The sequence below is a fragment of the Micromonospora sp. NPDC005173 genome (assembly GCF_040608515.1).
Taxonomy (GTDB): Bacteria; Actinomycetota; Actinomycetes; order Mycobacteriales; family Micromonosporaceae; genus Micromonospora.
Map to the genome: position 1 here is coordinate 86,655 of NZ_JBEXIK010000008.1, position 19,529 is coordinate 106,183.

The following is a 19,529-nucleotide window of genomic DNA, read 5'->3' on the forward strand; positions in this document are numbered from 1 at the left end:
CGCGCCGGTCAGCCGCCGGCGTGGTGCGTGGCCGGGGTGACCCGGCTCGTCGGCAGCGGCACCCGGGCGGCCTCGGCCGGGTTGCCGTCGGTGCTGGTCAGGCGGCCGACCACGGCACCTTTTTCGTCCAGTGCGCTGAGGTAGGAGCGGGCCCAGGCCCGGATGTCGTGCTGGTGCAGGTAGGCGCGCATGGCGCGCATCCGTTCCGTGACGTCGGCCGGGCTGGCCCGCAGTGCCGCGCACAGTCCCTGCTTGAGCCCTTCCAGGTCGTGTGGGTTGACCAGGTACGCCTGGGGCAGCTCGGCGGCGGTGCCGGCGAACTCGCTGAGCAGCAGCGCGCCGGAGTCGTCCACCCGGGCGGCGACGTACTCCTTGGCGACCAGGTTCATCCCGTCGCGCAGCGGGGTCACCGCCATCACGTCGGCGACCCGGTAGAGCGCGGCCAGCTCGGCCCGGTCGAAGGGCTGGGTGAGGTAGTGGATGGCCGGCTCGCCGACCCGACCGAACTCGCCGTTGATCCGGCCCACCTCGCGCTCGATCCGTTCGCGCAGGATCTGGTACTGGCCGACGCGTTCCCGGCTCGGCATGGCGACCTGCACCAGCACCGTGTCGCGGACCTTGACGTCGCCGCTGGCGAGCAGCTCGCTGTATGCCTTGAGTCGCTGCTCGATGCCCTTGGTGTAGTCCATCCGGTCCACGCTGAGGATGACCTGCCGGGGGTCGCCGAGGTCCTGGCGCAGCCGGCGGGCACGGGCGGCCACGTCGGGGCGGGCGGCGAGCGCGGCCATCTCGGCGGTGTCGATCGAGACCGGGAACGCGCCGATGCGCACCACCCGGTCGTCGACTCCGATCCGCCGGTCGGTGGCCGGCAGCTCCAGCACCTTCGTGACCAGCTGGGCGAAGTTGTGCGCCGCCTGGGCGCGCTGGAAGCCGACCAGGTCGGCGCCGAGCATGCCGCGCAGCAGCTCGGCCCGGCGGGGCAGCTGCATGAACAACTCCGGCGGCGGGAACGGCACGTGCAGGAAGAACCCGATGCGCAGGTCCGGTCGGAGCGCGCGGAGCGCGCCGGGGACCAGTTGCAGGTGGTAGTCCTGCACCCAGACCACCGCGCCCTGCTCGGCCACCCCGGCGGTGGCCTCGGCGAAGCGCTGGTTGACCCGCTGGTACGCCTCCCACCAGCGGCGGTGGTGCTGTGGCTGCTCGACGGCGTCGTGGTAGAGCGGCCAGAGGGTGGCGTTGGCGAACCCCTCGTAGTGGTCGCGCAGGTCCTCGTGGCTGAGCGCGACGCTGTGCATCCGGACGCCGTCCACGTCCGGTAGTGCGGGGGCCGGCCCGGTGCCGCCGGCCCAGCCGACCCACGTCGCCGGTGTGTGCCGTAGCAGGGGGTGCAGCGCGCTGACCAGCCCTCCCGGGCTGCGCCGCCATTCGCAGGCCCCGTCGGGCGCCACGCTGTCGTCGATGGGGAGGCGGTTGGCCACCACCACGAGGGAACTCTGTCGCATCTCGGGCATTCCGATCAGCAGAGGGCTGACCGCCGCGAGCAAGGAAAAACCGGTCAGTCAGCGGGGGAAGTGACGTACAGCGGTATTCCTACTGACAGTAAGTTACACCACTGTTACGCCCGGGGCGGGGCGTCGTCGTCCCGGGATGCGGTCGGCGGTGGCCCGCCGGAGTCAGACGACCGCGCCGTTGTCCGGGTCGTCGTCGTCCTCGTCACCGGGGCGCAGCCGCCAGATCAGGGTGACGAAACCGGCCAGGATGCCGGTGAACCCGAACAGCGTGACCGCCGAGCGGTCCACCGGGAGCAGCGACGGGAAGAGGAAGAGCACGAACCCGACGACCACCGCGAGCACGCCGACCACCGCGTACTTGGAGAACCGGGGCAGCGGCGGCGGCGGGGGCGGGTGGTAACCCTCGTCCTCGTCCTCGTCGTCGGGCAGGTCGGCACCGAAGGTGTCCAGCCCGTCCAGCAGCGACGGCTCGTCCGGGCGGGTGCCACGCCCGATCGAGATCCCGGAGATGTCGGTGGCGGACGGCAGCCGGCGGACGTCGGTCGCGGTCGGGCCGGCCTCGTCGGTGCCGGAACGGGCCAGCGGACCGGCGGCGGGCTCGTCCCGCTCCTCCACGTCCTCCGCGGCTGGCCACGGGCGCTCGCCGACCGTGGCGGTGCTGTGGAAGCCGGCCACGATCCGGGTCCACTCGGCGTCGATGTCCGGCTCGTCGCGGGCCGGCGGCTGCTCGGGGGCGGTCTCGTCGGAGAGCTGGGTGAGGTAGTCGCGTGCGGTGGTCAGGTGCGAGCGGTCGACGTAGAGCCGGTCGACCGGGCGGGCCGGCACGGTGGTGGTGCGGGTGACCGGGTTGAGGTCGGCGGAGGGTTGCAGGTAGGCGGCGATCCCACCGGCGGCCAGCACGTCGAGCAGGTGCTCACCGACGCGCGGATCGACGTCGCCCACGACGGCGTACTCACTCGCGTCGAGCCCGTTGTCCCGCCGTCCCCGGCGGGCCCCACCCGCTGACACCCGGACATCCTCCCTCAACGCGCCTTCGGCGCGGCCGCCCCAGCCCCCTCGACGTCCGTCCGCACGCCGTGCTCTGAATCGTGACACGTCCGGGGCCGGTTCCGGGAGTGCGTTGTGTCGCGTCTTCCAAAGTCAGAGCCGGTGCTGCAGGTCGCGGCAGGGCTCTTTGTCCGTTCTTGCTCAACAAGTGCTAACAGGGGTTTACCCGATGGAGCTGTCCAGCACCTCGCCGGCAGGAGTCGACCCGTCGGCGTCGCCGAGCGTACGGGCGCCGTGGCGGCTGTGCCGCGATTCCATGGCGTACCGTCTGGAACCCCCCGGATCCAGACGGGCGGTGCCCATTCAGCGACTGGAGAGGTACACGTGGCTGGTGGTGACTACGAGGAACTGGACGTCCCGCCGCAGCTCCAGACCTTCGCGGACCGTCATCACCTCGAATACCGGCAGACGCCACCCGGGATCACGCTCTATCTGGGCCTGGGCTCGACCCTTCTGGGGTTGCTGTTCAGCACAGCCCCGAAGGTCCCCGACGACCGGATCATCGGCTACCTGATGCTGGGCGGCGGTGCCGTGCTCCTCATCGCCTCCCGGGTGCTGCACAAGCGCAAGCGAAGGCGGGAAGAGAGGCTGTACCGCCACTACCTACAGTGGAAGCGGGAGCAGGGCGAGTAGCTGGCCCATCGCCGGTCACGGATTTGCATCGAGGGGTCGGGATGGATCTGGCGATGAGGGTCACCCGCTGGCTGGCCGGCCCCGTCGCCAGAGTGCTCGACGTCGACGGCGAGACACCCGAGGAGCGGCGTGCCGAGGTGATCGAGGCCGCAGGCCTGCCGGGGGACGAGGTGGAGGACCTCGGCCTGCGGCACGTGACCCGGGCGGTGGCCTGGTTCATCCTGAGCGGTGTGGCGTTCGCCGCCACCATGGTGGTCGTGATTCCGGTATCCGTCTTCGCCAGCGAGCGGGTGAAGGACCTGGCGTTCGACATCGGCGACTGGGTGATCTTCTTCCCGCTCTTCACGGCGGCTGTGCACGTTGTGAAGATGGTGGTGGTCTGGTACCTGCCGGAGCGCCGGTGGAACCCGCAGAGCCGGCTGTGGCGGGCGGTGATGCTGGCCCAGACACCGGACTACGCGCTCGCCACCCTGCTGACCGCGGCCAACGCGCTGTGGTGAGGGCCCGGCCCCGGTCCGGTGCGTCAGCGCCGACCTTCGTCCGTTGTGGTCAGGGCCCGCGCTTCGTAGGCTCGTCGGCGACGGCGGCGTTCCCGGGCTTGGCGCTGTCGCGGGCACATCACGGGAAAGGACGCCGGTGCTCTACTGGCTGCTGAAGTACGTCATCCTCGGTCCGCTGCTCAAGCTGATCTTCCGCCCGCAGGTGGAGGGCCTGCACAACGTGCCGGCGACCGGTCCGGTGATCCTGGCCAGCAACCACCTCTCCTTCTCCGACTCGATCTTCACGCCGCTGATCACCTCGCGGAAGGTCACCTTCGTGGCCAAGGCCGAGTACTTCACCGGCAAGGGGATCAAGGGCTGGCTGACCAAGATGTTCTTCGTCGGCACCGGCACCATCCCGGTCGACCGTTCCGGCGGCCGGGCCGCCCGCGCCGCGCTGGACACCCAGTTGCAGGTGCTGCGGGCCGGGGGAGTGGCCGGCATCTACCCGGAGGGGACCCGCTCCCCGGACGGGCGGCTCTACCGGGGCAAGACCGGCGTGGCCCGGCTCGCGCTGGAGAGCGGCGCGGTGGTGGTGCCGGTGGTGATGCTCAACGCCGACGAGATCCAGCCGCCGGGCAAGCTCATCCCCAAGGTCGCCCGGGTGAAGATCCGCTTCGGTGCCCCGCTGGACTTCTCCCGCTACGCCGGTCTGTCCGGTGACCGGTTCGTCGAGCGCGCGGTCACCGACGAGATCATGTACGAGCTGATGGAGCTCTCCGGCCGGGAGTACGTCGACATCTACGCGCAGAAGCTCAAGCAGCCCGTCCCCGCACCGGTCGCCGCCTGACCCGGCCTCAGCAGGCCACCGCGGGCCCGGTCGGGCTGATCGGTCGGCCGGCGAGCGCGAGCAGCCCGGGGGCGTCGTTGCGCAGCGCGAAGGTGCGTACCTCGGCGCGCGGCACCCGGGCGGCCGCCGGGTCGCCGGCCCGGGTCAGCTCCGCCGCCGCGAACGCCAGCGCCAGCACCCGGTCGCTGGCGTCCGGGATCCGGCCGTAGGTCTCGGCGGCGGCCAGGTGCAGCTCGGCCGAGCGCCGGTGATCGCCGTCGGCCGCGGCCAGGGCGGCCGTCACGGTCCGAAGCGCCGCCTCCGACCACGGGGTACGGTGGCCGACCCGGTCGAGCATCGCCCGGACCCGCACCGCGGCGGTCCGGCCGGCCAGGGCGGCGGCGTACGCGGCAGCGGCGATCCACTCCCCGCTGGCCAGCGCCGGCACCGCCGACCAGGACCGGTCCAACTCCTCGATCAGCTCCGCCGCCTCGTCGGCGCGGTCCTGCAGCGCCCGGCACAGCGCGGCCATGCCCAGCATCGTCCAGTGCAGGCGGTGGAACCCACTGCGCCGTGCGGTGTCCAGGGCGGCGGCCACGTCGTCCGGGTCCTCGTCGTCGCGCAGCACCAGCAGGCAGCAACGCAGCCCCCGTACCTGCATGTCCCAGCTGCCGGTCGGAGTGTCCACGAATGCTTCCGCCGCGGCGAGCAGCCGGCCGAAGTCGCCGTCGAACCAGGCGAGCATCGCCTCCGCCGAGTAGCTGGTGGTCAGGGTCTGGCCGCTGGCGGTGCGGGCCGGCGCGGCCGAGAGCAGGGCGTTGGAGCGCAGCCAGTCGCCCTCCTCCCTGATCGCCCAGGCGAGGTTCTGGGTGGCCCGGGGCAGCGCGAGCAGTTGGTTGGCGCGGCTGAACTCGACGATCGCGTGCAACTCGTCCAGGCCCACCCGGTCGCCGGACTGGTAGCGGGCGGTGGCCGCGGTGATCCGGGCGTTGGTGCGGGTCTCGGTCAGGCCCAGCCGCTCGGCGATCTCGGCCGCGGTGTCCGCCGCAGCCACGGCCGGGTCCCGCTCGTAGTTGAGCATGTGCAACCGGGCCAGCTCGGCGTACGCGTCGGCCTTCTGTGGGGTGTCCGGCAGCGGCTCGAACAGCTGCACCGCGCGGTCCAGGCAGGCCAGCGCGTCGCTCCGGTCGGCGCGCAGCCAGGCGGCCTGGCCGAGCAGCGTCCACGCTCGGGCGGCGCACGCGTCGTCGCCGTGCGCCAGCAGCCGGTCGGCGAGCGCGTGCACCTGCTCCGGCCCACCGCCGGAGAGGAACCCGTTGCCGTCCCGGTAGAACGAGATCTCGGTGCTCAGCAGCTCCAGCTGGAGCCGGCCCAGCGGGTCACTGTCGTCGGCCAGGCCCAGCGCCCGGCCCGCGTGGCTGGCCGCCGCGTCCAACCCGTGCAGCGCGTACGCCCGGCGGGCCGCCCGGTGCAGCGCCTGCCGCGCCGGCCCGGCGTACCGGCGGACCTGCATGCCGAGCGAGCGGGCGATCTCGTGGGCCGCCCAGCGGTGGTGGGCGAGCACCTCGGCCAGGTCGGTGTCGCGGCTGTGCGACAGCGCGTCGAGCCAGTCCGCGGCCCGCTCGTGCCGGGCCACCCGCTCGGTGCGCGGCAGCCGCTGGTAGCAGACGTCGCGCACCAGCACGTGCCGGAACCGGAACTCCGCCTGCCCGGCCATCGTCGACGCCGCCTGCTCGTGCACGAAGTCGCGCTGCTCCAGCCGACGCAGCGAGCGTTCGACCGACTCGACCGGCTGCCCCAGCGCGGCGGCCACCGCGCCAGGCCAGAACTGCACCCCGACCACCGAGGCGGCCAGCAGCACGGCGCGGTCCTTGGCGTCCAGCAGGTCCACCCGGTTGGCGATCACCGCGTGCACGCTCTCCGGCATGGTCAGTTCGAGCTGCTTGTCCAGCGACCAGCCCCGTCCGGACTGGCGCAGCGCGCCCTGCTCGATCAGCATCCGGACGTACTCGTGGGCGTAGAGCGGGTTGCCTCCGGCCACCTCGATGAGCGGGCTCAGCATGTCGGCGGAGAACGCCGCCTGGCCGAACATGTGCGCGTACAGCGCGGCGATGCCGGTGTCGCGCAGCGGCGGCAGGGTGATGGTCACCGAGCCGGTGATGGTGCCGGCCCAGCTCGGGTCCCGGTCGACCAGCTCCGGCCGGGCGGTGCAGAGCAGCAGCAGCGGCACCTCGCGGGCCGCCGCGCCGAGCAGCTCCACGAAGCGCAGCATCGCGTCGTCGGCCCAGTGCAGGTCCTCGAAGACCAGCACGGTGGGGCGGCGGGCGGCCAACGCCAGCAGGAAGCGCCGCCACGCCGACTCCGCCTCCTCGGCCGGCAACGGTGTGCCGGGCAGCCCGACCAGCGGTCGCAGCGCGTCCACCACCCGGCCCCGTTCGCCCGGGCCGATCAGCTCGCCGACCGCCGCGGTCAGCCGCTGCGCCGCGCTGCTGGCCGGGTCGGTGTCCAGGATGCCGGCCTCGGACTTCACGATGTCGGCCAGCGCGGCGAACGTGACGTTCTCCCCGAACGGTGGGCAGCGCCCCGTCCGCCAGGTCAGCGGCTCGTCGACCAGCCGACCGGTGTGCCGGTAGAGCTCCCGCAGCAGCCGGCTCTTGCCGATGCCGGCCCGGCCGAAGATGGTCACCACCTGCGGCAGTCTGTCGCGCAGTGACCGGTGCAGGGCGTTGACCAGCATGCCCAGCTCGTGTTCCCGGTCGACCAGCGGCGTGGTGTCCGGCTCCCGGTCGGTGGGCTGGCGGCGCAGCGGGGACAGGGCGAGCCACACCTCGGTCGGCGACGACCGCCCGCGCAGCGTGACCGGGGGCTGCTCCTCGTAGCGGATCGCGTCCTTGGTCAGCGCGTGCGTGCTGCCGCAGACCAGCACCCCGCCCGGTGGCGCGACCGACTGCATCCGGGAGGCCGTGTTGACCACGTCGCCGGCCACGATCGCCTGCCCGCCGTCGCGGGCGGCGGCCACGTCGACCAGCGCCTCGCCGGTGGCCACCCCGACCCGGAACCGCAGCTCCGTGCTGCCGGTGGGGGCGAACCGGGTGAGCACCCGTTGCAGCTCCAGCCCGGCCCGTACGCAGCGCAACGCGTCGGTCTCGGTGGCGATCGGTGCGCCGAAGAGCGCCATCACCGCGTCGCCGATGTACTTCTCCACCACCCCGCCGTACTGGCCGACGACCCGGCGGGCGGCGGAGAAGAACCCGGTCTGCATGCCGCGGACCTGCTCCGGGTCGGCCCGTTCGACGTACGGGGTGAAGTCGATCAGGTCGACGAAGAGCACGCTCACCCGGCGGCGGTCCTCCTGCGGGGTGACCGCGGCCGGTCGGTCCGCGCCCGGCCTGGGCGACCCGCACGAGGTGCAGAAGGTGACGTCCGAGGCGAGCGGACGCAGACAGTGCGGGCAGACGGCGCCCAGTTCGGCACCGCAGCCACCGCAGAAGCGGTCGCCGTCGGCGGCCGTGCGTCCACAGCGCCCACACTGCGCGGCGATGACATCCTCCACTGACGAACAGGCGGACGCGCACCGCGTCCCGTCAGTGGAAGTATCACCGCCGACGCGGCTGTCGGGTACCGGCCTGTTGGCTTGTGGACAGTCCACCCGGGCATTCACGGACTAGATTCAGGCAGCCACATGTCGTTCAGCGAGCACAGGGGGACAGGTCAATGGTGTACGTCAAGTTGGAGAGCGACTGGACCGACGGCAACGGGGTCAGCCACTCCGCGGGTGAGTCGGTGGACGTCGACGCCGCCACCCTCGCCACCCTGCAGGCCGAGGGCATCGTCATCGAGCAGTCCCACGGGGCGGGCGGCGACGGCAAGGGCCCGGACAAGTGGGCCGGTCCCGGCAGCTCCGGGGTCTGACTCAGCGCTGGTGAAGCGACGACGCGGCCGGGTCACCCACGGGTGGCCCGGCCGCGTCGTGTCCGTTTCGGTGCGTCGCCCGTTGTGCGGGATCAGCGGTCGTTCATGCCGGCGCGTCGACGCAGCGCGGCCACGTCGGTCACCACGATCCGGCGCCCCTCGGTGCGCAGCCAACCACGACTGGCGAACGACCCGATCGCCTGGTTGACGCTCTGCCGGGAGCCGCCGGCCATCTCGGCCAACTGGCTCTGGTTGAGCTCGATGGTGATCATCGGCGCCTGGCTCTCGCCGGCCAGCCGGACCAGCGTCTTGGCCACCCGACCGGGCAGGTCGAGGAAGACGTGGTCGGCGTTCTGCTCGGTGAGCCGGCGGATCAGCCCGCCCAGCGAGCGCATCACCGCGTCCAGGATGCGCGGGTTGGAGTGCACCAGCTCCATGAACGCCCCCCGGGACAGCGCGAGCGCCGCACAGTCCTCAATGGCCTCGGCCGAGGCCGACCGGGTGGAGGCGTCGAGCAGGGAGACCTCGCCGAGCACGTCCGGTGGACGGATCACCGACAGCACGGCCCGCTCGCCGGTGGGTGCGGTGCGGAAGACGGCCACCGCGCCCCGGCGGAGCACGATCAACGACTCGCCCGGGTCGTTCTCCACGAAGAGCAACTGACCCTTGCGGTAGGTGCGCGGGACGGCGGCGGCGATGACCCGCTGCCGCACCTCGGGCTCCAGCCCGGCGAACATCTCGACACCCGTGAGCGCGTCACCCGGCTCCGGCAGGCGAACCTCCACGGGCCAACCCCTCCCCGGTAAAGGACCACAACTCGCTCACCGGGCGAACCTGATGGCCCCGACAAGGTGAACTGACACCGGTTCGGCGTCCGGTAGCGGTACACATCAGATCATGACGGTCCGGTCGCTTGCTGTACACCCCTCGAAGCACTTCCGTGACCGTCCCGAGCTGCGGCGCACCGCTTTCTGGGGTGCAGATCCAGGCCGGCGGCACGGGTCATCGCCGGCGCGGCCAGCGGCCGTCCGCCGGCCCCGCCGGTCAGCGCCGCGTGGCGGTGGGCGAGGATGGCCGGAATGGTCTACCGCTACTTCTACGACTGCGAGTTCATCGAGGACGGCCAGACCGTCGACCTCGTCTCGATCGGTGTCGTCGACGAGTACGGCCGCGAGTTCTATGCGGTCTCCACTGAGTTCGACGACTCCCGCGCCGTGCCCTGGGTGCGGCGCAACGTGCTGGACAAGCTGCCGTCGCCGGCCGACCGGGCCTGGCGCTCGCGGGAGCGCATCCGCGACGACCTGTACGACTTCCTGGTCGAACCGGTCCGGGACCGGCCGGGGGAGCAGCTGGAGCTGTGGGCCTGGTTCGCCGCGTACGACCACGTGGTGCTCGCCCAGCTCTGGGGTGCGATGCCGGCGTTGCCCCGGGAGATCCCCCGGTTCACCAAGGAGTTGCGGCAGCTCTGGGACGACCGTGGCCGGCCAACCCTGCCGGACGCGGACGCGGCCCGGCACGACGCCCTGGTCGACGCCCGGCACAACCTGGCCCGCTGGCGGGCGATGACGGCCCGCTGAGCGGCGACCGGCGACGGCCGTACCGGCGGAGGTTTGACCGGTTCTGTCCAGGGCACCGGTTCGACGAGTCGAGCCGAGGGAGAGTGCCATGAGCAACGAGTCGACCAGCGCCGCCGAGGCCCGGGCCCGAGTCACCGAGCTGGCCCGGGCCGCGCGGGTCTGCATGCTCACCACGATCGCCCTGGACGGGCGGCAGGTGAGCCGGCCGATGGGCCTGCAGGAGGCCGAGTTCGACGGCGACCTGTGGTTCTTCGCCTCCGCGGACTCAGCCAAGGTCCGCCAGATCCGGGTGAACCCGGAGGTCAACGTCGCCTTCACCGACCAGAAGCACAACGCCTGGGTGTCCATCTCCGGCACCGCCAACGAGGGATTCGACCGGTCCCGCGCGGACCGGCTCTGGAGCCCGGTGCTCAAAGCCTGGTTTCCGGACGGGCTGGACACCCCCGGCCTGACGATGATCAAGGTGCACGCCAGCTCCGCCGAGTACTGGGACTCGCCCAGCAGCACCGTGGTCAACCTGCTCGGCTTCGCCAGGGCCGCCGTCACGGGCCGGCCGCCGGAGGCCGGCGAGAACCACGAGGTGACGTTCTGACCCGCGAGAGGCGGCCCGGTCGACCCGGGGCGCGCTGTCACCGCACAGGCAGGCCGACTACAGTGCGCAGTGACGGCCCGCCCCGGGCCGGCAACGGCGCCGATGGTCTGACCTGACACATATCCTGGGGCATATCGGGCTTTACCTGATGCTCCAGGAGGATGAGCGGATCATGCGTATCGGCGTGCTCACCGGCGGCGGCGACTGCCCAGGTCTCAACGCGGTCATCCGGGCGGTCGTCCGCAAGGGCGTCGCCACTTACGGTCACGAGTTCGTAGGCTTCCGGGACGGCTGGAAGGGCCCGCTAGAGGGTCTGTCCCGGCCGCTCGACATCGCCGACGTCCGCGGCATCCTGCCCCGCGGTGGCACCATCCTCGGCTCGTCCCGGACCAACCCGTTCAAGATCGAGAACGGCGTCGAGCGGATCAAGGACAACCTCGCGGAGCAGGGCGTGGACGCCCTGATCGCGATCGGCGGCGAGGACACCCTCGGCGTGGCCACCAAGCTCTACGAGCTGGGCGTGCACGTGGTCGGCGTACCGAAGACGATCGACAACGACCTGGGCGCCACCGACTACACCTTCGGCTTCGACACCGCGGTCAACATCGCGATGGAGGCCATCGACCGGCTGCACACCACCGCGGAGAGCCACCACCGCACCCTGGTCGTCGAGGTGATGGGCCGGCACGCCGGCTGGATCGCCCTGCACGCAGGCCTGGCCGGTGGCGCCAACGTGATCCTGCTGCCGGAGCGGCAGTTCGACGTCGAGCAGGTGGCCGGCTACGTCGAGAAGCGCTTCCAGCACCAGTACGCCCCGATCGTGGTGGTCGCCGAGGGCGCCCAGCCGCTGGACGGCCAGATGGTGCTGGCCAACCAGGAGCTGGACTCGTTCGGTCACGTCCGCCTCGGCGGCATCGGCCAGTGGCTGGCCGAGCAGTTGGAGGCCAAGACCGGCAAGGAGGCCCGCACCGTGGTGCTGGGCCACATCCAGCGCGGTGGCACCCCAACCGCCTTCGACCGGGTGCTCGCCACCCGGCTCGGCCTGCAGGCCATCGACGCGGTGCACGAGGGTGACTGGGGCAAGATGGTCGCGATGCAGAGCACCGACATTGTCCGGGTGCCGCTGGCCGAGGCCACCCGAGAGCTGAAGACCGTGCCGCTGGAGCGGTACGCCGAGGCTGAGGTCTTCTTCGGCAGCTGATCGACGGTCGACGGCGCGGCGGGCCTGCGGGTCCGCCGCGCCGCGACTCGACACGAGGGGGTACGACCGAGATGTCCGCCGGGGTGCACACGGTCGCGGTGATCGGCGCGGGCAAGATCGGTGAGCTGATGCTCTCCGGGTTGCTGCGCTCGGGATGGCCGGTCGACCGGCTGTTGGCCACCGCCCGCCGACCGGCACGCGCCGAGGAGTTGACCGCCCGCTACGGCGTCCGAGTGGTCGACAACCTGGCCGCGGTGGACGAGGCGGCGGTGCTCGCGGTCTCGGTCAAGCCGCAGGACGCCGCCGCGCTGCTGGACGAGATCGGCCCCAAGGTGCCCGCCGACAAGCTGGTCATCTCGCTCTGCGCCGGTCTGCCCACCAGCTTCTTCAACCGCCGGCTGCCCGAGGGCACCCCGGTGGTCCGGGTGATGACCAACACGCCGGCACTGGTCGACGAGGCGATGACGGCGATCTCGGCGGGCGCGTACGCCACCGGGACGCACCTGGCCCTCGCGGAGGAGATGTTCAAGCCCCTCGGCCAGACGATCCGGGTGCCCGAGTCGCAGCAGGACGCGGTCACCGCGCTCTCCGGCTCCGGTCCGGCTTACTTCTACCTGCTGGTCGAGGCCATGATCGACGCCGGGATCCTGCTCGGGCTGCCCCGGCAGGTGGCGCACGAGCTGATCGTGCAGACCGCGATCGGCTCCGCGGTGATGCTGCGCGACTCCGGCGAGCACCCGGTCAAGCTGCGCGAGGCGGTCACCTCGCCGGCCGGCACCACCATCTCCGCCATCCGTGAGCTGGAGAAGCACGGCGTCCGGGCGGCCATGCTGGCGGCGCTGGAGGCTGCCCGGGACCGCGCCCGCGAGCTGGCCGTCCAGGCCGACTGAGACTGTCGCCCGTCGCGGGGCCCTGCACGCCCCGGTGGGTGCCGCATACTGGCCCGGTGTTCACACTCGCCCAGGCCCGGCACCTGGTGGCCACCCTGCAGCCGCGTGTCGACGAGTTGATCCGGCTCCGGGCCGACCTGGCCGAGCTGCGCGCCGACCTCACCGACCACGGCGTCAGCGCGCTCGGCGGGTTGGCCGAGGTGAAGGGGCTGGAGGCCCGGCTGCACGGCGTCGTCGACGAGCTGCACCAGCACGGCATCCAGGTCAAGGGCATCGCACCGGTGCTGCTCGACTTCCCCGGCGAGCGGGCCGGCCGCGCCGTGCTCTGGTGCTGGCTGGAGGGGGACTCCGACGTGCGCTGGTACCACCGGGCCGAGTGCGGCTTCGCCGGCCGACGCCCGGTCTGAGTGCGCTCTGGCCAGGGCCGGCGACCGAGTGCTCAACCCGCGGCGGAGCCCGGCAGCACCGGGCCAGCGGCGTCGGTCACCGCGAACACCACCACGTTGTCCCGGTAGTGCCCGCGCCGCCGGTCGAAGTCGCCGCCGCAGGTGACCAGGCGTAGCTCCGCGCCGGGCGTCGGGCCGTAGACCACGGCGGTGGGGAGCTGCTCCTTGCGCGTGCGCAGCGACCCGGTCACCCGGAACGACAGTCGCTGCCCGCCACGCCACACCTCCACCCGGTCGCCTGGACGCAGCTCGCCGAGCCGGGCGAAGACCGCCGGGCCGCGCCGCGAGTCCAGGTGGCCGGCGAGCACGGCCGGGCCGGTGTCGCCAGGGGCCGGGCCGCCGCCGTACCAGCCGGCGGTCTCGAAGTCGGTCGGCGGGATCAGCGCGCCGGCGCGGTCCAGGCCCAGCACGGTGAGCGCCGAGTCGACGCCGATCCGCGGCACGCGTACCCGGGTGGGTGGGCCCTGCGGCGCGGGCACGGCGGCGGGCGACGGGCAGTCGTCGGCGCAGCCCGGCTGCCAGCTCGCCGACGGCGGCGGCAGCGCCGGGGCGGTCGTGGCGAGCCCGACCCCGGTGCCGGCGGCCAGGCAGAGCGCCGCGCCGGCCGCGACCAGCGCGGCCAGCGGCACCCGGCGGTCGCGGTGCCGTCGGATCGCGAGGTCGGGCCCGGTGCTCACCAGGTCGTGCGCCGCCGCCGGCGCCACAGCAGCAGGCTCACCGCGACGGCCGCCGCGGCCAGCCCGCCGGCCACCAGGGGGTACGCGCCACGCCCGGTCCCGGCGGTGCCGCCGGCGCCGGTGTCCACGCCACCGGCCGGTACGACGGTGCCGCCCTCAGCGTCGCGGCGCAGCTCGGCGGTGAGCCCGCCCTGCTTCGCGTCGAGCACCAGCAGCGAGTAGACCGCGCCTCGGGTCAGCTGCACCTCGGTGTCGGTGCTCGGGCCACCGGCGCCGGTCAGCTTCAGCCGCCAGCTACCCGGCTCGACCTGCTGGTAGGCGGTGGTGGTGGCGAACTGGACGCCGTTGGCGATCATCGGACCGTCGGCGGCGGCCACATCGAGTACCGGAGTCCGCACCGACGCCTGCACGACGCGCACCTTGGCCCGGCCCTGGGCGGGCGCGCTGAGGTCGTCGTTGAGCACCCGCAGCCCCAGGTCGGCGTGCCGACCGACGCCGGCCACCGTGAACGCGTCGCCACTGGTCACCGCGACCTCGGTGGTGAGCACCGGGGGATCGCTGGCGGGGGCGCCGGCCTCGCGCATCGCCACCGCGTACCGGCCGGGCGCCAGCTCCAGGTAGTCGGAGACCACGCCATAGCCGACCCCGGGGAAGACCTGCGGCTTCGCGGCGTCGGGGGCGGCCAGGTAGACGTCCACCGCCGGGGTGTCGGGGGAGAGATGGGCGAGCCGGACGTATCCGACGGTGGCCGCGCCGGTCGCGGCGCTGGCCGGCATCGGCGTGCCGGCGGCGGCGAGGGTGGTGCCGAGCAGCAGCGCGCCAGCGCCGGCCAGCAGCCGGCGGGGCACGGTACGGAGCGTGTGCATGTCGCCTCCGGGGCACGTTCGGTGAGCGGGCGGCAACCCACGGACAGAGTCCCGTGTACGGGACCATCACGCAAGTTGTCCCGGGGATGTCGCCGGATTTTTGTCACCCGTGCCGAGTGCGTGACGGGCCGGTCAGTCCTTGACGGCGAGGAAAGCGAGCAGATCCGGGACGCCACCCGGGCCAGCCTCGGCGATCCGGACCAGCCGTAGGCCGGCGGCCACGGTTGCGTTGAGCAGGTCGGCGAGTGGCACGTGCCAGGCGCCCACCCGCACCCGGACACCGCTGGTGTTCCAACTGGCGAAGCTGCGTGACCGGTCGGCGTACCGCTCGTCCACGACGACGCTCGGCCGCTGGCTCCAGTCCGCGAACGCCCCCACGAAGCAGGGGTGCACGCCCACATGCACGAACCGCCCGCCAGGGCGTAGCACCCGGGCGACCTCGCGCAGCACGGCCGGGTAGTCGGGTACGTCCGTGCTGGACAGCACGCACATCGCCGCGGGCAGCGACGCGTCGGCGATCGGCAGCGCGACAGCGTCGGCCCGGGTCACCGGCAGCCGCCCGGAGGCGTGCCGCAACTGCCCGCCGGACAGGTCCACGCCCACCGGTGTCCAACCCAGACTCGCCGGCACGGCGGCGTGCGCGCCGGTGCCGCAGCAGATGTCCAGGCAGGGACCTTCGCCCGCGCCCAGCAGGTCCGCCACCGTCGTGTGCACCCGCCGGAGATATCCACCCCCGGCCGAGATGAAGTCCTCGTACCAGTCCGCGTGGGCGTCGTACGCGGGTGTGCTCGTCGCTCCCATCAGCCGATGCTAGGGATCGGGACGCGCCGCGCGGCATCCGTTCTCCCGAGGGCAGATGCGGCGCTGGCGGGCCTCCGCCGGTCGTCGCGGTCCCTTATTCTCGGTCGATGCGGGATCGCCGGGTGGCGCTGGCGTGGGCGGCCTTCGTGGTCGTCGCGCTGCTGTCCTGCGTGCTCGTGCTGCGGCGCGAGGACCGCCTCTCCGACCTGCACATCTACTACGGGGCGCTGTCCGACCTGCACTCCGGCCGGCCGCTGTACGGGTACAAGGCGGAGAACGGCGGCCCGTTCACCTATCCGCCGTTCGCCGCGCTCGTGCTGGGGCCGATCACCGCCGTCAGCGAGGGCGTACTGCAGGGGATCTGGCTGGTCGCGACGTGCGCGGCGGTCGTCGCCATCGCCGGGACGGTCGGCGTCGCGCTGACCGCCCGACGGTCCCGGCGCCCGCTCGTCGTGGCGGTGGCGGCCGCGGTGCTGATGCTCTCCGCGCCGGTGCAGAGCAACCTGCGCTTCGGCCAGGTCAGCATCTTCATCGTGCTGATGGCCCTGCTCGACGGGATGGGCGTCGTCCCACCCCGACTGCGCGGGGTGCTGGTCGGGATGGCCGCGGCGATCAAGCTGACCCCGCTGCTGTTCGTGGTGTACTTCCTCGCCACCGGCCGCTACCGCGACGCCGGCCGTGCGGCGGCGACGTTCGTGGCCTGCGCCGGGCTCGCCGCGATCGTGCTACCCCGGGAGAGTTGGACCTACTGGACCGAGTCCGTGCGGCAGACCTCCCGGATCGGCAACCTGGCGTCGCTGGGCAACCAGTCCCTGCACGGGATGCTGCTGCGCGTCGGGGTCGACGAGGCGTCCCTGCCCGTGCTCTGGGCCGGCCTGGTGGCGGTCATCTGCGCGGCGGCGCTGCTGCGGGCCCGGCAGTTGACGGCGCAGGGCCGTGCCGCACACGGCGCGGTGCTCGTCGGCTGCGCCACCGTGGCCGCGTCCCCGGTGTCCTGGACCCACCACCAGGTGTGGCCGGTGCTCGCCGCGATGCTGTTGATCGGCGCGTCCGGCGTCACCCAGCGGGCCGCTGGCGCCGCGCTGCTCGGCACGATGGTCGTCTCGTTGGGTGCGGCCCTCAGCCCGGTGTCGACGCGGCCGGGCGTGCAGTTCCTGTTCGAGAACGCCCGCGCCGTCGGGGTGTGCCTGCTGTGCCTGGCCGGCTTCGGGGGCGTCGCGGTCGCCGCCGCCCGCACGAACCGGCGGCCGGCCACCGGGCGAGCCTGGTGGCGGGTGGGCATCGCGGCCACGGTGGCTGTCGCGTTCTTCGCCGTCCAACCCCTGCCCGCGGGAGCGGACCCGACCTTCAAGGCGTACAACCTCGACGACGTGGTCAACCCGCGGTACTTCTTCGTCTGTCGGGGCCCGGTCGAGTGCGCCGCCTACCGCACCGACGCGCCGGTCACCTTCGGCACCCGCGCCGAGAAGACCAAGGTACGGGTCAACGGCGTGGTCTCCCCGCAGGTGGCCCGATTGGAGTACTACTCCGCGCCAGGCGGGGCGCCCCGGGCCATTCCCCTGCTCGACGCGTACCCGGGGACCCGGACGTTCTCGTTCCGGTCGGCGAGCATGGCGCAGGGTCGGCTCGTCGCGTACGCCTCGGACGGCCAGCCGATCGCCAACTACGACGAGGAACTCGCCGCCGCCCTCCGCACGACCACCCGATAGGGGAGGCTGCGCGAGGCGGGGCGGGCCGCCGAGCACGGCGGCCCGCCCGGCGGTGGTGGTCAGCGGGTGGCGGCGGCCAGGGCGGTGCGCAGCTTCTCGGCGTCGCTCTGGGCCGGGTGCTCCCAGTCGGTCGGGTCGGCGGAGTAGATGGTTCCGTAGGCCGGGGTGTCCGGCTGGTAGCGCCACCCCTCGGCCAGCGACCCGGCGTCCACCGCGTCGTAGCCGATCCGGTCCAGGAAGGCGGTCACCTCGGCCTTCGCGGCGGCGTCGTCGCCGGCGATCGCGAGGGCGCTGCGGTCGGCCGCGCCGGCGGGCCGGGGCAGCGCGGCCAGGTGCTTGAAGAAGATGTTGTTGAAGACCTTCACCACCCGGGACTCCGGCAGGTGCTGCTGGAGCAGTTCGCTGCTGGTGATCTCGCCGGAGTCCAGCTCCGGGAAGTTCCCGTCGCGCTGCGGGTAGTAGTTGTTGGTGTCGATGACGACCTTGCCGGCCAGCGGCTCCACCGGCACCGCCCGGTACGCCTTCAGCGGAACGCTGACCACCACCAGATCGCCCACCTGCGCCGCGTCCTGTGCCGTGCCGGCGCTGGCATGCTTGCCCAACTCATCGACCAGGTCGGTGAGCGTCTCCGGCCCGCGCGAGTTGCTCAGCACCACGTCGTACCCGGCGGCCACCGCCAGCCGGGCCACGTTGCCACCGATGTGGCCACTGCCGATCAGTCCCACAGTTGTCATGCTCGTTCCCAACTCCGTCCACCCGCGACACATTCCCGACTGGTGCGGTGGGTTATTCCGGTTGCCGGCGTGCCGACCGGTGCGCAGAATCCCGTCCGTGCAGTGTCTGACCGAGGATCTCGCGACCTTCACCGCCGCAGCCGACGCCTGGCTGCGCCGCGAGCCTGTCCTGCACAACGTACTGCTCACGCTGGTCGCGGACCGGCTGTCCGGGGACGTGCCACTCTCCGGTGACGAGCAGTTCGTCCGGGTGGTCGACGGCGGCGCGACGGTGGGCGTGGCGGTGCACACCCCGCCGCGCGGGCCGCTGCTCGGCGCGGTGTCGGTGGCCGCCGCGCGAGCACTGGCCGACCACTTTGTCCGGGCGGCGCCGCCGCTGGCCGAGGTGCACGGCCCGGTTCCGGCCGTCGGGGAGTTCGCCGAGCGGTACGCCGAGTGCGCCCACCTGGTGGCCGTACCCGGAACTGCGCAGCGGATCTTCGAGCTGGCCGCGGTCCGGTCGCCGGTCGGCGTACCCGGGCGGGCCCGACCCACCACCACCGCGGACCGGGACCTGCTGATCACCTGGGCTGCCGCGTTCCTCGCCGAGACGGCGCCCGGCGGGTCGCCGGTGGACCCCGCCCGGCAGATCGACGCCCGGCTGCCGCACGGCGACCTGCTCTGGCTGTGGGAACAGGCCGGTACGCCGGTCGCGACGGCCTGGCTGAGCCGGCCGGTGGCGGGGGTGGTCCGGGTCAGCGGCGTGTACACGCCGCCGAAGTGGCGGGGGCACGGCTTCGCCAGCGCCTGTGTCGCGCACGTCAGCCGGTACGCGCTGAATACCGGCGCCGCCGCGTGCACGCTCTACACCGACCTGGCCAATCCCACCAGCAACCGGATCTACCAGGTGCTCGGCTACCGCCCGAAGGTCGACGTGCCCCAGTGGCGCTTCGTCGCGCGCTAACGCCCCTCCCACGGTCGATCATGGAGTTGTGGCGGGGGACGAATCCGGCGAACCATGACGCGTCGGGCACCACAAGTCCATGATCGGCCCGTGGGTCGGGTTGTGGGTCGGGTCGTGGGTTAGGGGGTGGGGGGAAGCAGCTTCTCGATGGCGGCGTGTAGCTCGTCGGCACCGGGCTCGACGGTGGGGGCGAACCGGGCGGCGACCGTGCCGTCCGGGGCGACCAGGAACTTCTCGAAGTTCCACCGGACGTCCCCGGTGTGCCCGTCGGCGTCCGGGGTGTCCACCAGCGCGGCGTAGAGCGGGTGCCGGTTGGGGCCGTTGACGTCGACCTTCTCGGTCAGCGGGAACGTGACCCCGTAGTTGACCTGGCAGAAGTCGCTGATCTCGGCAGCGCTGCCCGGCTCCTGCCCGGCGAACTGGTTGCAGGGCACGCCGAGCACCACCAGGCCGCGGTCGGCGTAGGAGTCCGCGAGGGCCTGCAGGCCGGCGTACTGGGGGGTCAGGCCGCAGCGGGAGGCGACGTTGACGACCAGCAGCGCCTTGCCGCGGTAGCGGGCCAGGTCGGCGGGGCCACCGCTGAGAGCGTCGATCGGGATGTCGAAGACGGTCATGGTTCGAGGCTACTTGCCGGCCGACGGGGCGCCGGTGACGGGTGGAGCAGGTGCACTCCACGCACCAG

General features: G+C 72.9%; 20 protein-coding genes. 11 read left to right on the forward strand and 9 right to left on the reverse strand.

Going from position 1 to position 19,529, the window contains the following annotated elements; all coding sequences use genetic code 11:
• Window positions 1-8: 8 nt before the first annotated feature.
• Both ABZV00_RS12435 and ABZV00_RS12440 read right to left on the reverse strand, forming a co-directional pair.
• On the reverse strand, window positions 9-1,502 hold the full coding sequence (locus ABZV00_RS12435; protein ID WP_355604932.1) for a trehalose-6-phosphate synthase: 1,494 nt from the start codon (window positions 1,500-1,502) through the stop codon (window positions 9-11).
• Window positions 1,503-1,673: 171 nt separating this feature from the next.
• Window positions 1,674-2,519, reverse strand: coding sequence for a DUF308 domain-containing protein (locus ABZV00_RS12440; RefSeq protein WP_328418932.1), 846 nt, complete (start codon window positions 2,517-2,519; stop codon window positions 1,674-1,676).
• Window positions 2,520-2,882: 363 nt separating this feature from the next.
• On the opposite strand from ABZV00_RS12440, the gene ABZV00_RS12445 reads away from it, so the two are divergent.
• The 3 genes from ABZV00_RS12445 to ABZV00_RS12455 all read left to right on the forward strand — a co-directional run bounded on the left by ABZV00_RS12445 (window position 2,883) and on the right by ABZV00_RS12455 (window position 4,520).
• Window positions 2,883-3,191 (forward strand): hypothetical protein, encoded by a 309-nt coding sequence (locus ABZV00_RS12445; RefSeq protein WP_328418931.1) that lies wholly within the window; start codon window positions 2,883-2,885, stop codon window positions 3,189-3,191.
• Window positions 3,192-3,244: 53 nt separating this feature from the next.
• Window positions 3,245-3,691, forward strand: coding sequence for a hypothetical protein (locus ABZV00_RS12450; RefSeq protein ID WP_355604936.1), 447 nt, complete (start codon window positions 3,245-3,247; stop codon window positions 3,689-3,691).
• Window positions 3,692-3,827: 136 nt separating this feature from the next.
• A complete protein-coding gene (locus ABZV00_RS12455; protein WP_355604938.1) occupies window positions 3,828-4,520 on the forward strand; it encodes a lysophospholipid acyltransferase family protein in 693 nt (230 codons plus the stop codon).
• Window positions 4,521-4,527: 7 nt separating this feature from the next.
• Here ABZV00_RS12455 and ABZV00_RS12460 read toward each other — a convergent pair whose 3' ends face one another.
• A complete protein-coding gene (locus ABZV00_RS12460) occupies window positions 4,528-8,052 on the reverse strand; it encodes an adenylate/guanylate cyclase domain-containing protein (RefSeq protein WP_355604941.1) in 3,525 nt (1,174 codons plus the stop codon).
• A gap of 161 nt (window positions 8,053-8,213) precedes the next feature.
• Here ABZV00_RS12460 and ABZV00_RS12465 point away from each other — a divergent pair, with 161 nt between their 5' ends.
• Entirely contained in the window at window positions 8,214-8,411 is a 198-nt protein-coding gene (locus ABZV00_RS12465; protein WP_328418927.1) for a hypothetical protein, read from the forward strand.
• 92 nt (window positions 8,412-8,503) lie between these two features.
• Here ABZV00_RS12465 and ABZV00_RS12470 read toward each other — a convergent pair whose 3' ends face one another.
• The gene (locus ABZV00_RS12470; protein ID WP_030337710.1) at window positions 8,504-9,196 is read right to left on the reverse strand and encodes a Crp/Fnr family transcriptional regulator; all 693 of its coding nucleotides are present in this window, start codon (window positions 9,194-9,196) and stop codon (window positions 8,504-8,506) included.
• 294 nt (window positions 9,197-9,490) lie between these two features.
• Between ABZV00_RS12470 and ABZV00_RS12475 the strand changes: the two genes are divergently transcribed.
• The 5 genes from ABZV00_RS12475 (at window position 9,491) to ABZV00_RS12495 (ending at window position 13,078) form a co-directional block, all read left to right on the forward strand.
• A complete protein-coding gene (locus ABZV00_RS12475; protein ID WP_328426804.1) occupies window positions 9,491-9,988 on the forward strand; it encodes a polyadenylate-specific 3'-exoribonuclease AS in 498 nt (165 codons plus the stop codon).
• Between the two features lie 88 nt (window positions 9,989-10,076).
• Window positions 10,077-10,580 (forward strand): pyridoxamine 5'-phosphate oxidase family protein, encoded by a 504-nt coding sequence (locus tag ABZV00_RS12480; RefSeq protein WP_355604943.1) that lies wholly within the window; start codon window positions 10,077-10,079, stop codon window positions 10,578-10,580.
• Window positions 10,581-10,752: 172 nt separating this feature from the next.
• Window positions 10,753-11,781 (forward strand): 6-phosphofructokinase, encoded by a 1,029-nt coding sequence (locus ABZV00_RS12485; RefSeq protein ID WP_328426802.1) that lies wholly within the window; start codon window positions 10,753-10,755, stop codon window positions 11,779-11,781.
• 71 nt (window positions 11,782-11,852) lie between these two features.
• Window positions 11,853-12,671, forward strand: coding sequence for a pyrroline-5-carboxylate reductase (proC, locus tag ABZV00_RS12490; protein ID WP_355604946.1), 819 nt, complete (start codon window positions 11,853-11,855; stop codon window positions 12,669-12,671).
• A 56-nt stretch (window positions 12,672-12,727) separates the two neighbouring features.
• The gene (locus ABZV00_RS12495; protein ID WP_355604949.1) at window positions 12,728-13,078 is read left to right on the forward strand and encodes a DUF2203 domain-containing protein; all 351 of its coding nucleotides are present in this window, start codon (window positions 12,728-12,730) and stop codon (window positions 13,076-13,078) included.
• 32 nt (window positions 13,079-13,110) lie between these two features.
• Here the strand turns inward: ABZV00_RS12495 and ABZV00_RS12500 are convergent, their stop codons facing one another.
• From ABZV00_RS12500 to ABZV00_RS12510, 3 genes are all read right to left on the reverse strand, one after another.
• Window positions 13,111-13,821: a class F sortase gene (locus tag ABZV00_RS12500; protein ID WP_355604952.1), complete on the reverse strand. Its 711-nt coding sequence runs from the start codon at window positions 13,819-13,821 to the stop codon at window positions 13,111-13,113.
• The gene (locus tag ABZV00_RS12505; protein ID WP_355604955.1) at window positions 13,791-14,660 is read right to left on the reverse strand and encodes a DUF4397 domain-containing protein; all 870 of its coding nucleotides are present in this window, start codon (window positions 14,658-14,660) and stop codon (window positions 13,791-13,793) included. Before ABZV00_RS12505 ends, ABZV00_RS12500 begins: the two co-directional genes overlap by 31 nt.
• 132 nt (window positions 14,661-14,792) lie before the next feature.
• On the reverse strand, window positions 14,793-15,461 hold the full coding sequence (locus ABZV00_RS12510) for a methyltransferase domain-containing protein (protein WP_355604958.1): 669 nt from the start codon (window positions 15,459-15,461) through the stop codon (window positions 14,793-14,795).
• Window positions 15,462-15,568: 107 nt separating this feature from the next.
• On the opposite strand from ABZV00_RS12510, the gene ABZV00_RS12515 reads away from it, so the two are divergent.
• Window positions 15,569-17,170 (forward strand): glycosyltransferase 87 family protein, encoded by a 1,602-nt coding sequence (locus ABZV00_RS12515; RefSeq protein ID WP_355604960.1) that lies wholly within the window; start codon window positions 15,569-15,571, stop codon window positions 17,168-17,170.
• A 59-nt stretch (window positions 17,171-17,229) separates the two neighbouring features.
• On the opposite strand, the gene ABZV00_RS12520 is transcribed toward ABZV00_RS12515, so the two are convergent.
• A complete protein-coding gene (locus ABZV00_RS12520; RefSeq protein ID WP_355604962.1) occupies window positions 17,230-17,904 on the reverse strand; it encodes an NADPH-dependent F420 reductase in 675 nt (224 codons plus the stop codon).
• A gap of 97 nt (window positions 17,905-18,001) precedes the next feature.
• On the opposite strand from ABZV00_RS12520, the gene ABZV00_RS12525 reads away from it, so the two are divergent.
• Window positions 18,002-18,847 (forward strand): GNAT family N-acetyltransferase, encoded by an 846-nt coding sequence (locus ABZV00_RS12525; protein ID WP_355604965.1) that lies wholly within the window; start codon window positions 18,002-18,004, stop codon window positions 18,845-18,847.
• A 119-nt stretch (window positions 18,848-18,966) separates the two neighbouring features.
• Here the strand turns inward: ABZV00_RS12525 and ABZV00_RS12530 are convergent, their stop codons facing one another.
• A complete protein-coding gene (locus tag ABZV00_RS12530; RefSeq protein WP_355604968.1) occupies window positions 18,967-19,461 on the reverse strand; it encodes a glutathione peroxidase in 495 nt (164 codons plus the stop codon).
• Between the last annotated feature and the right edge of the window lie 68 nt (window positions 19,462-19,529).

What these genes read in the sequence shown, in the direction of transcription:
- ABZV00_RS12435 (WP_355604932.1), bottom strand. Translation starts at nt 1,502, where the DNA reads ATGCGACAGAGTTCCCTCGTGGTGGTGGCCAACCGCCTCCCCATCGAC.
- ABZV00_RS12450 (WP_355604936.1), top strand. Translation starts at nt 3,245, where the DNA reads ATGAGGGTCACCCGCTGGCTGGCCGGCCCCGTCGCCAGAGTGCTCGAC.
- ABZV00_RS12465 (WP_328418927.1), top strand. Translation starts at nt 8,214, where the DNA reads ATGGTGTACGTCAAGTTGGAGAGCGACTGGACCGACGGCAACGGGGTC.
- ABZV00_RS12475 (WP_328426804.1), top strand. Translation starts at nt 9,491, where the DNA reads ATGGTCTACCGCTACTTCTACGACTGCGAGTTCATCGAGGACGGCCAG.
- ABZV00_RS12480 (WP_355604943.1), top strand. Translation starts at nt 10,077, where the DNA reads ATGAGCAACGAGTCGACCAGCGCCGCCGAGGCCCGGGCCCGAGTCACC.
- ABZV00_RS12485 (WP_328426802.1), top strand. Translation starts at nt 10,753, where the DNA reads ATGCGTATCGGCGTGCTCACCGGCGGCGGCGACTGCCCAGGTCTCAAC.
- proC (WP_355604946.1), top strand. Translation starts at nt 11,853, where the DNA reads ATGTCCGCCGGGGTGCACACGGTCGCGGTGATCGGCGCGGGCAAGATC.
- ABZV00_RS12505 (WP_355604955.1), bottom strand. Translation starts at nt 14,660, where the DNA reads ATGCACACGCTCCGTACCGTGCCCCGCCGGCTGCTGGCCGGCGCTGGC.
- ABZV00_RS12510 (WP_355604958.1), bottom strand. Translation starts at nt 15,461, where the DNA reads ATGGGAGCGACGAGCACACCCGCGTACGACGCCCACGCGGACTGGTAC.
- ABZV00_RS12515 (WP_355604960.1), top strand. Translation starts at nt 15,569, where the DNA reads ATGCGGGATCGCCGGGTGGCGCTGGCGTGGGCGGCCTTCGTGGTCGTC.
- ABZV00_RS12520 (WP_355604962.1), bottom strand. Translation starts at nt 17,904, where the DNA reads ATGACAACTGTGGGACTGATCGGCAGTGGCCACATCGGTGGCAACGTG.
- ABZV00_RS12530 (WP_355604968.1), bottom strand. Translation starts at nt 19,461, where the DNA reads ATGACCGTCTTCGACATCCCGATCGACGCTCTCAGCGGTGGCCCCGCC.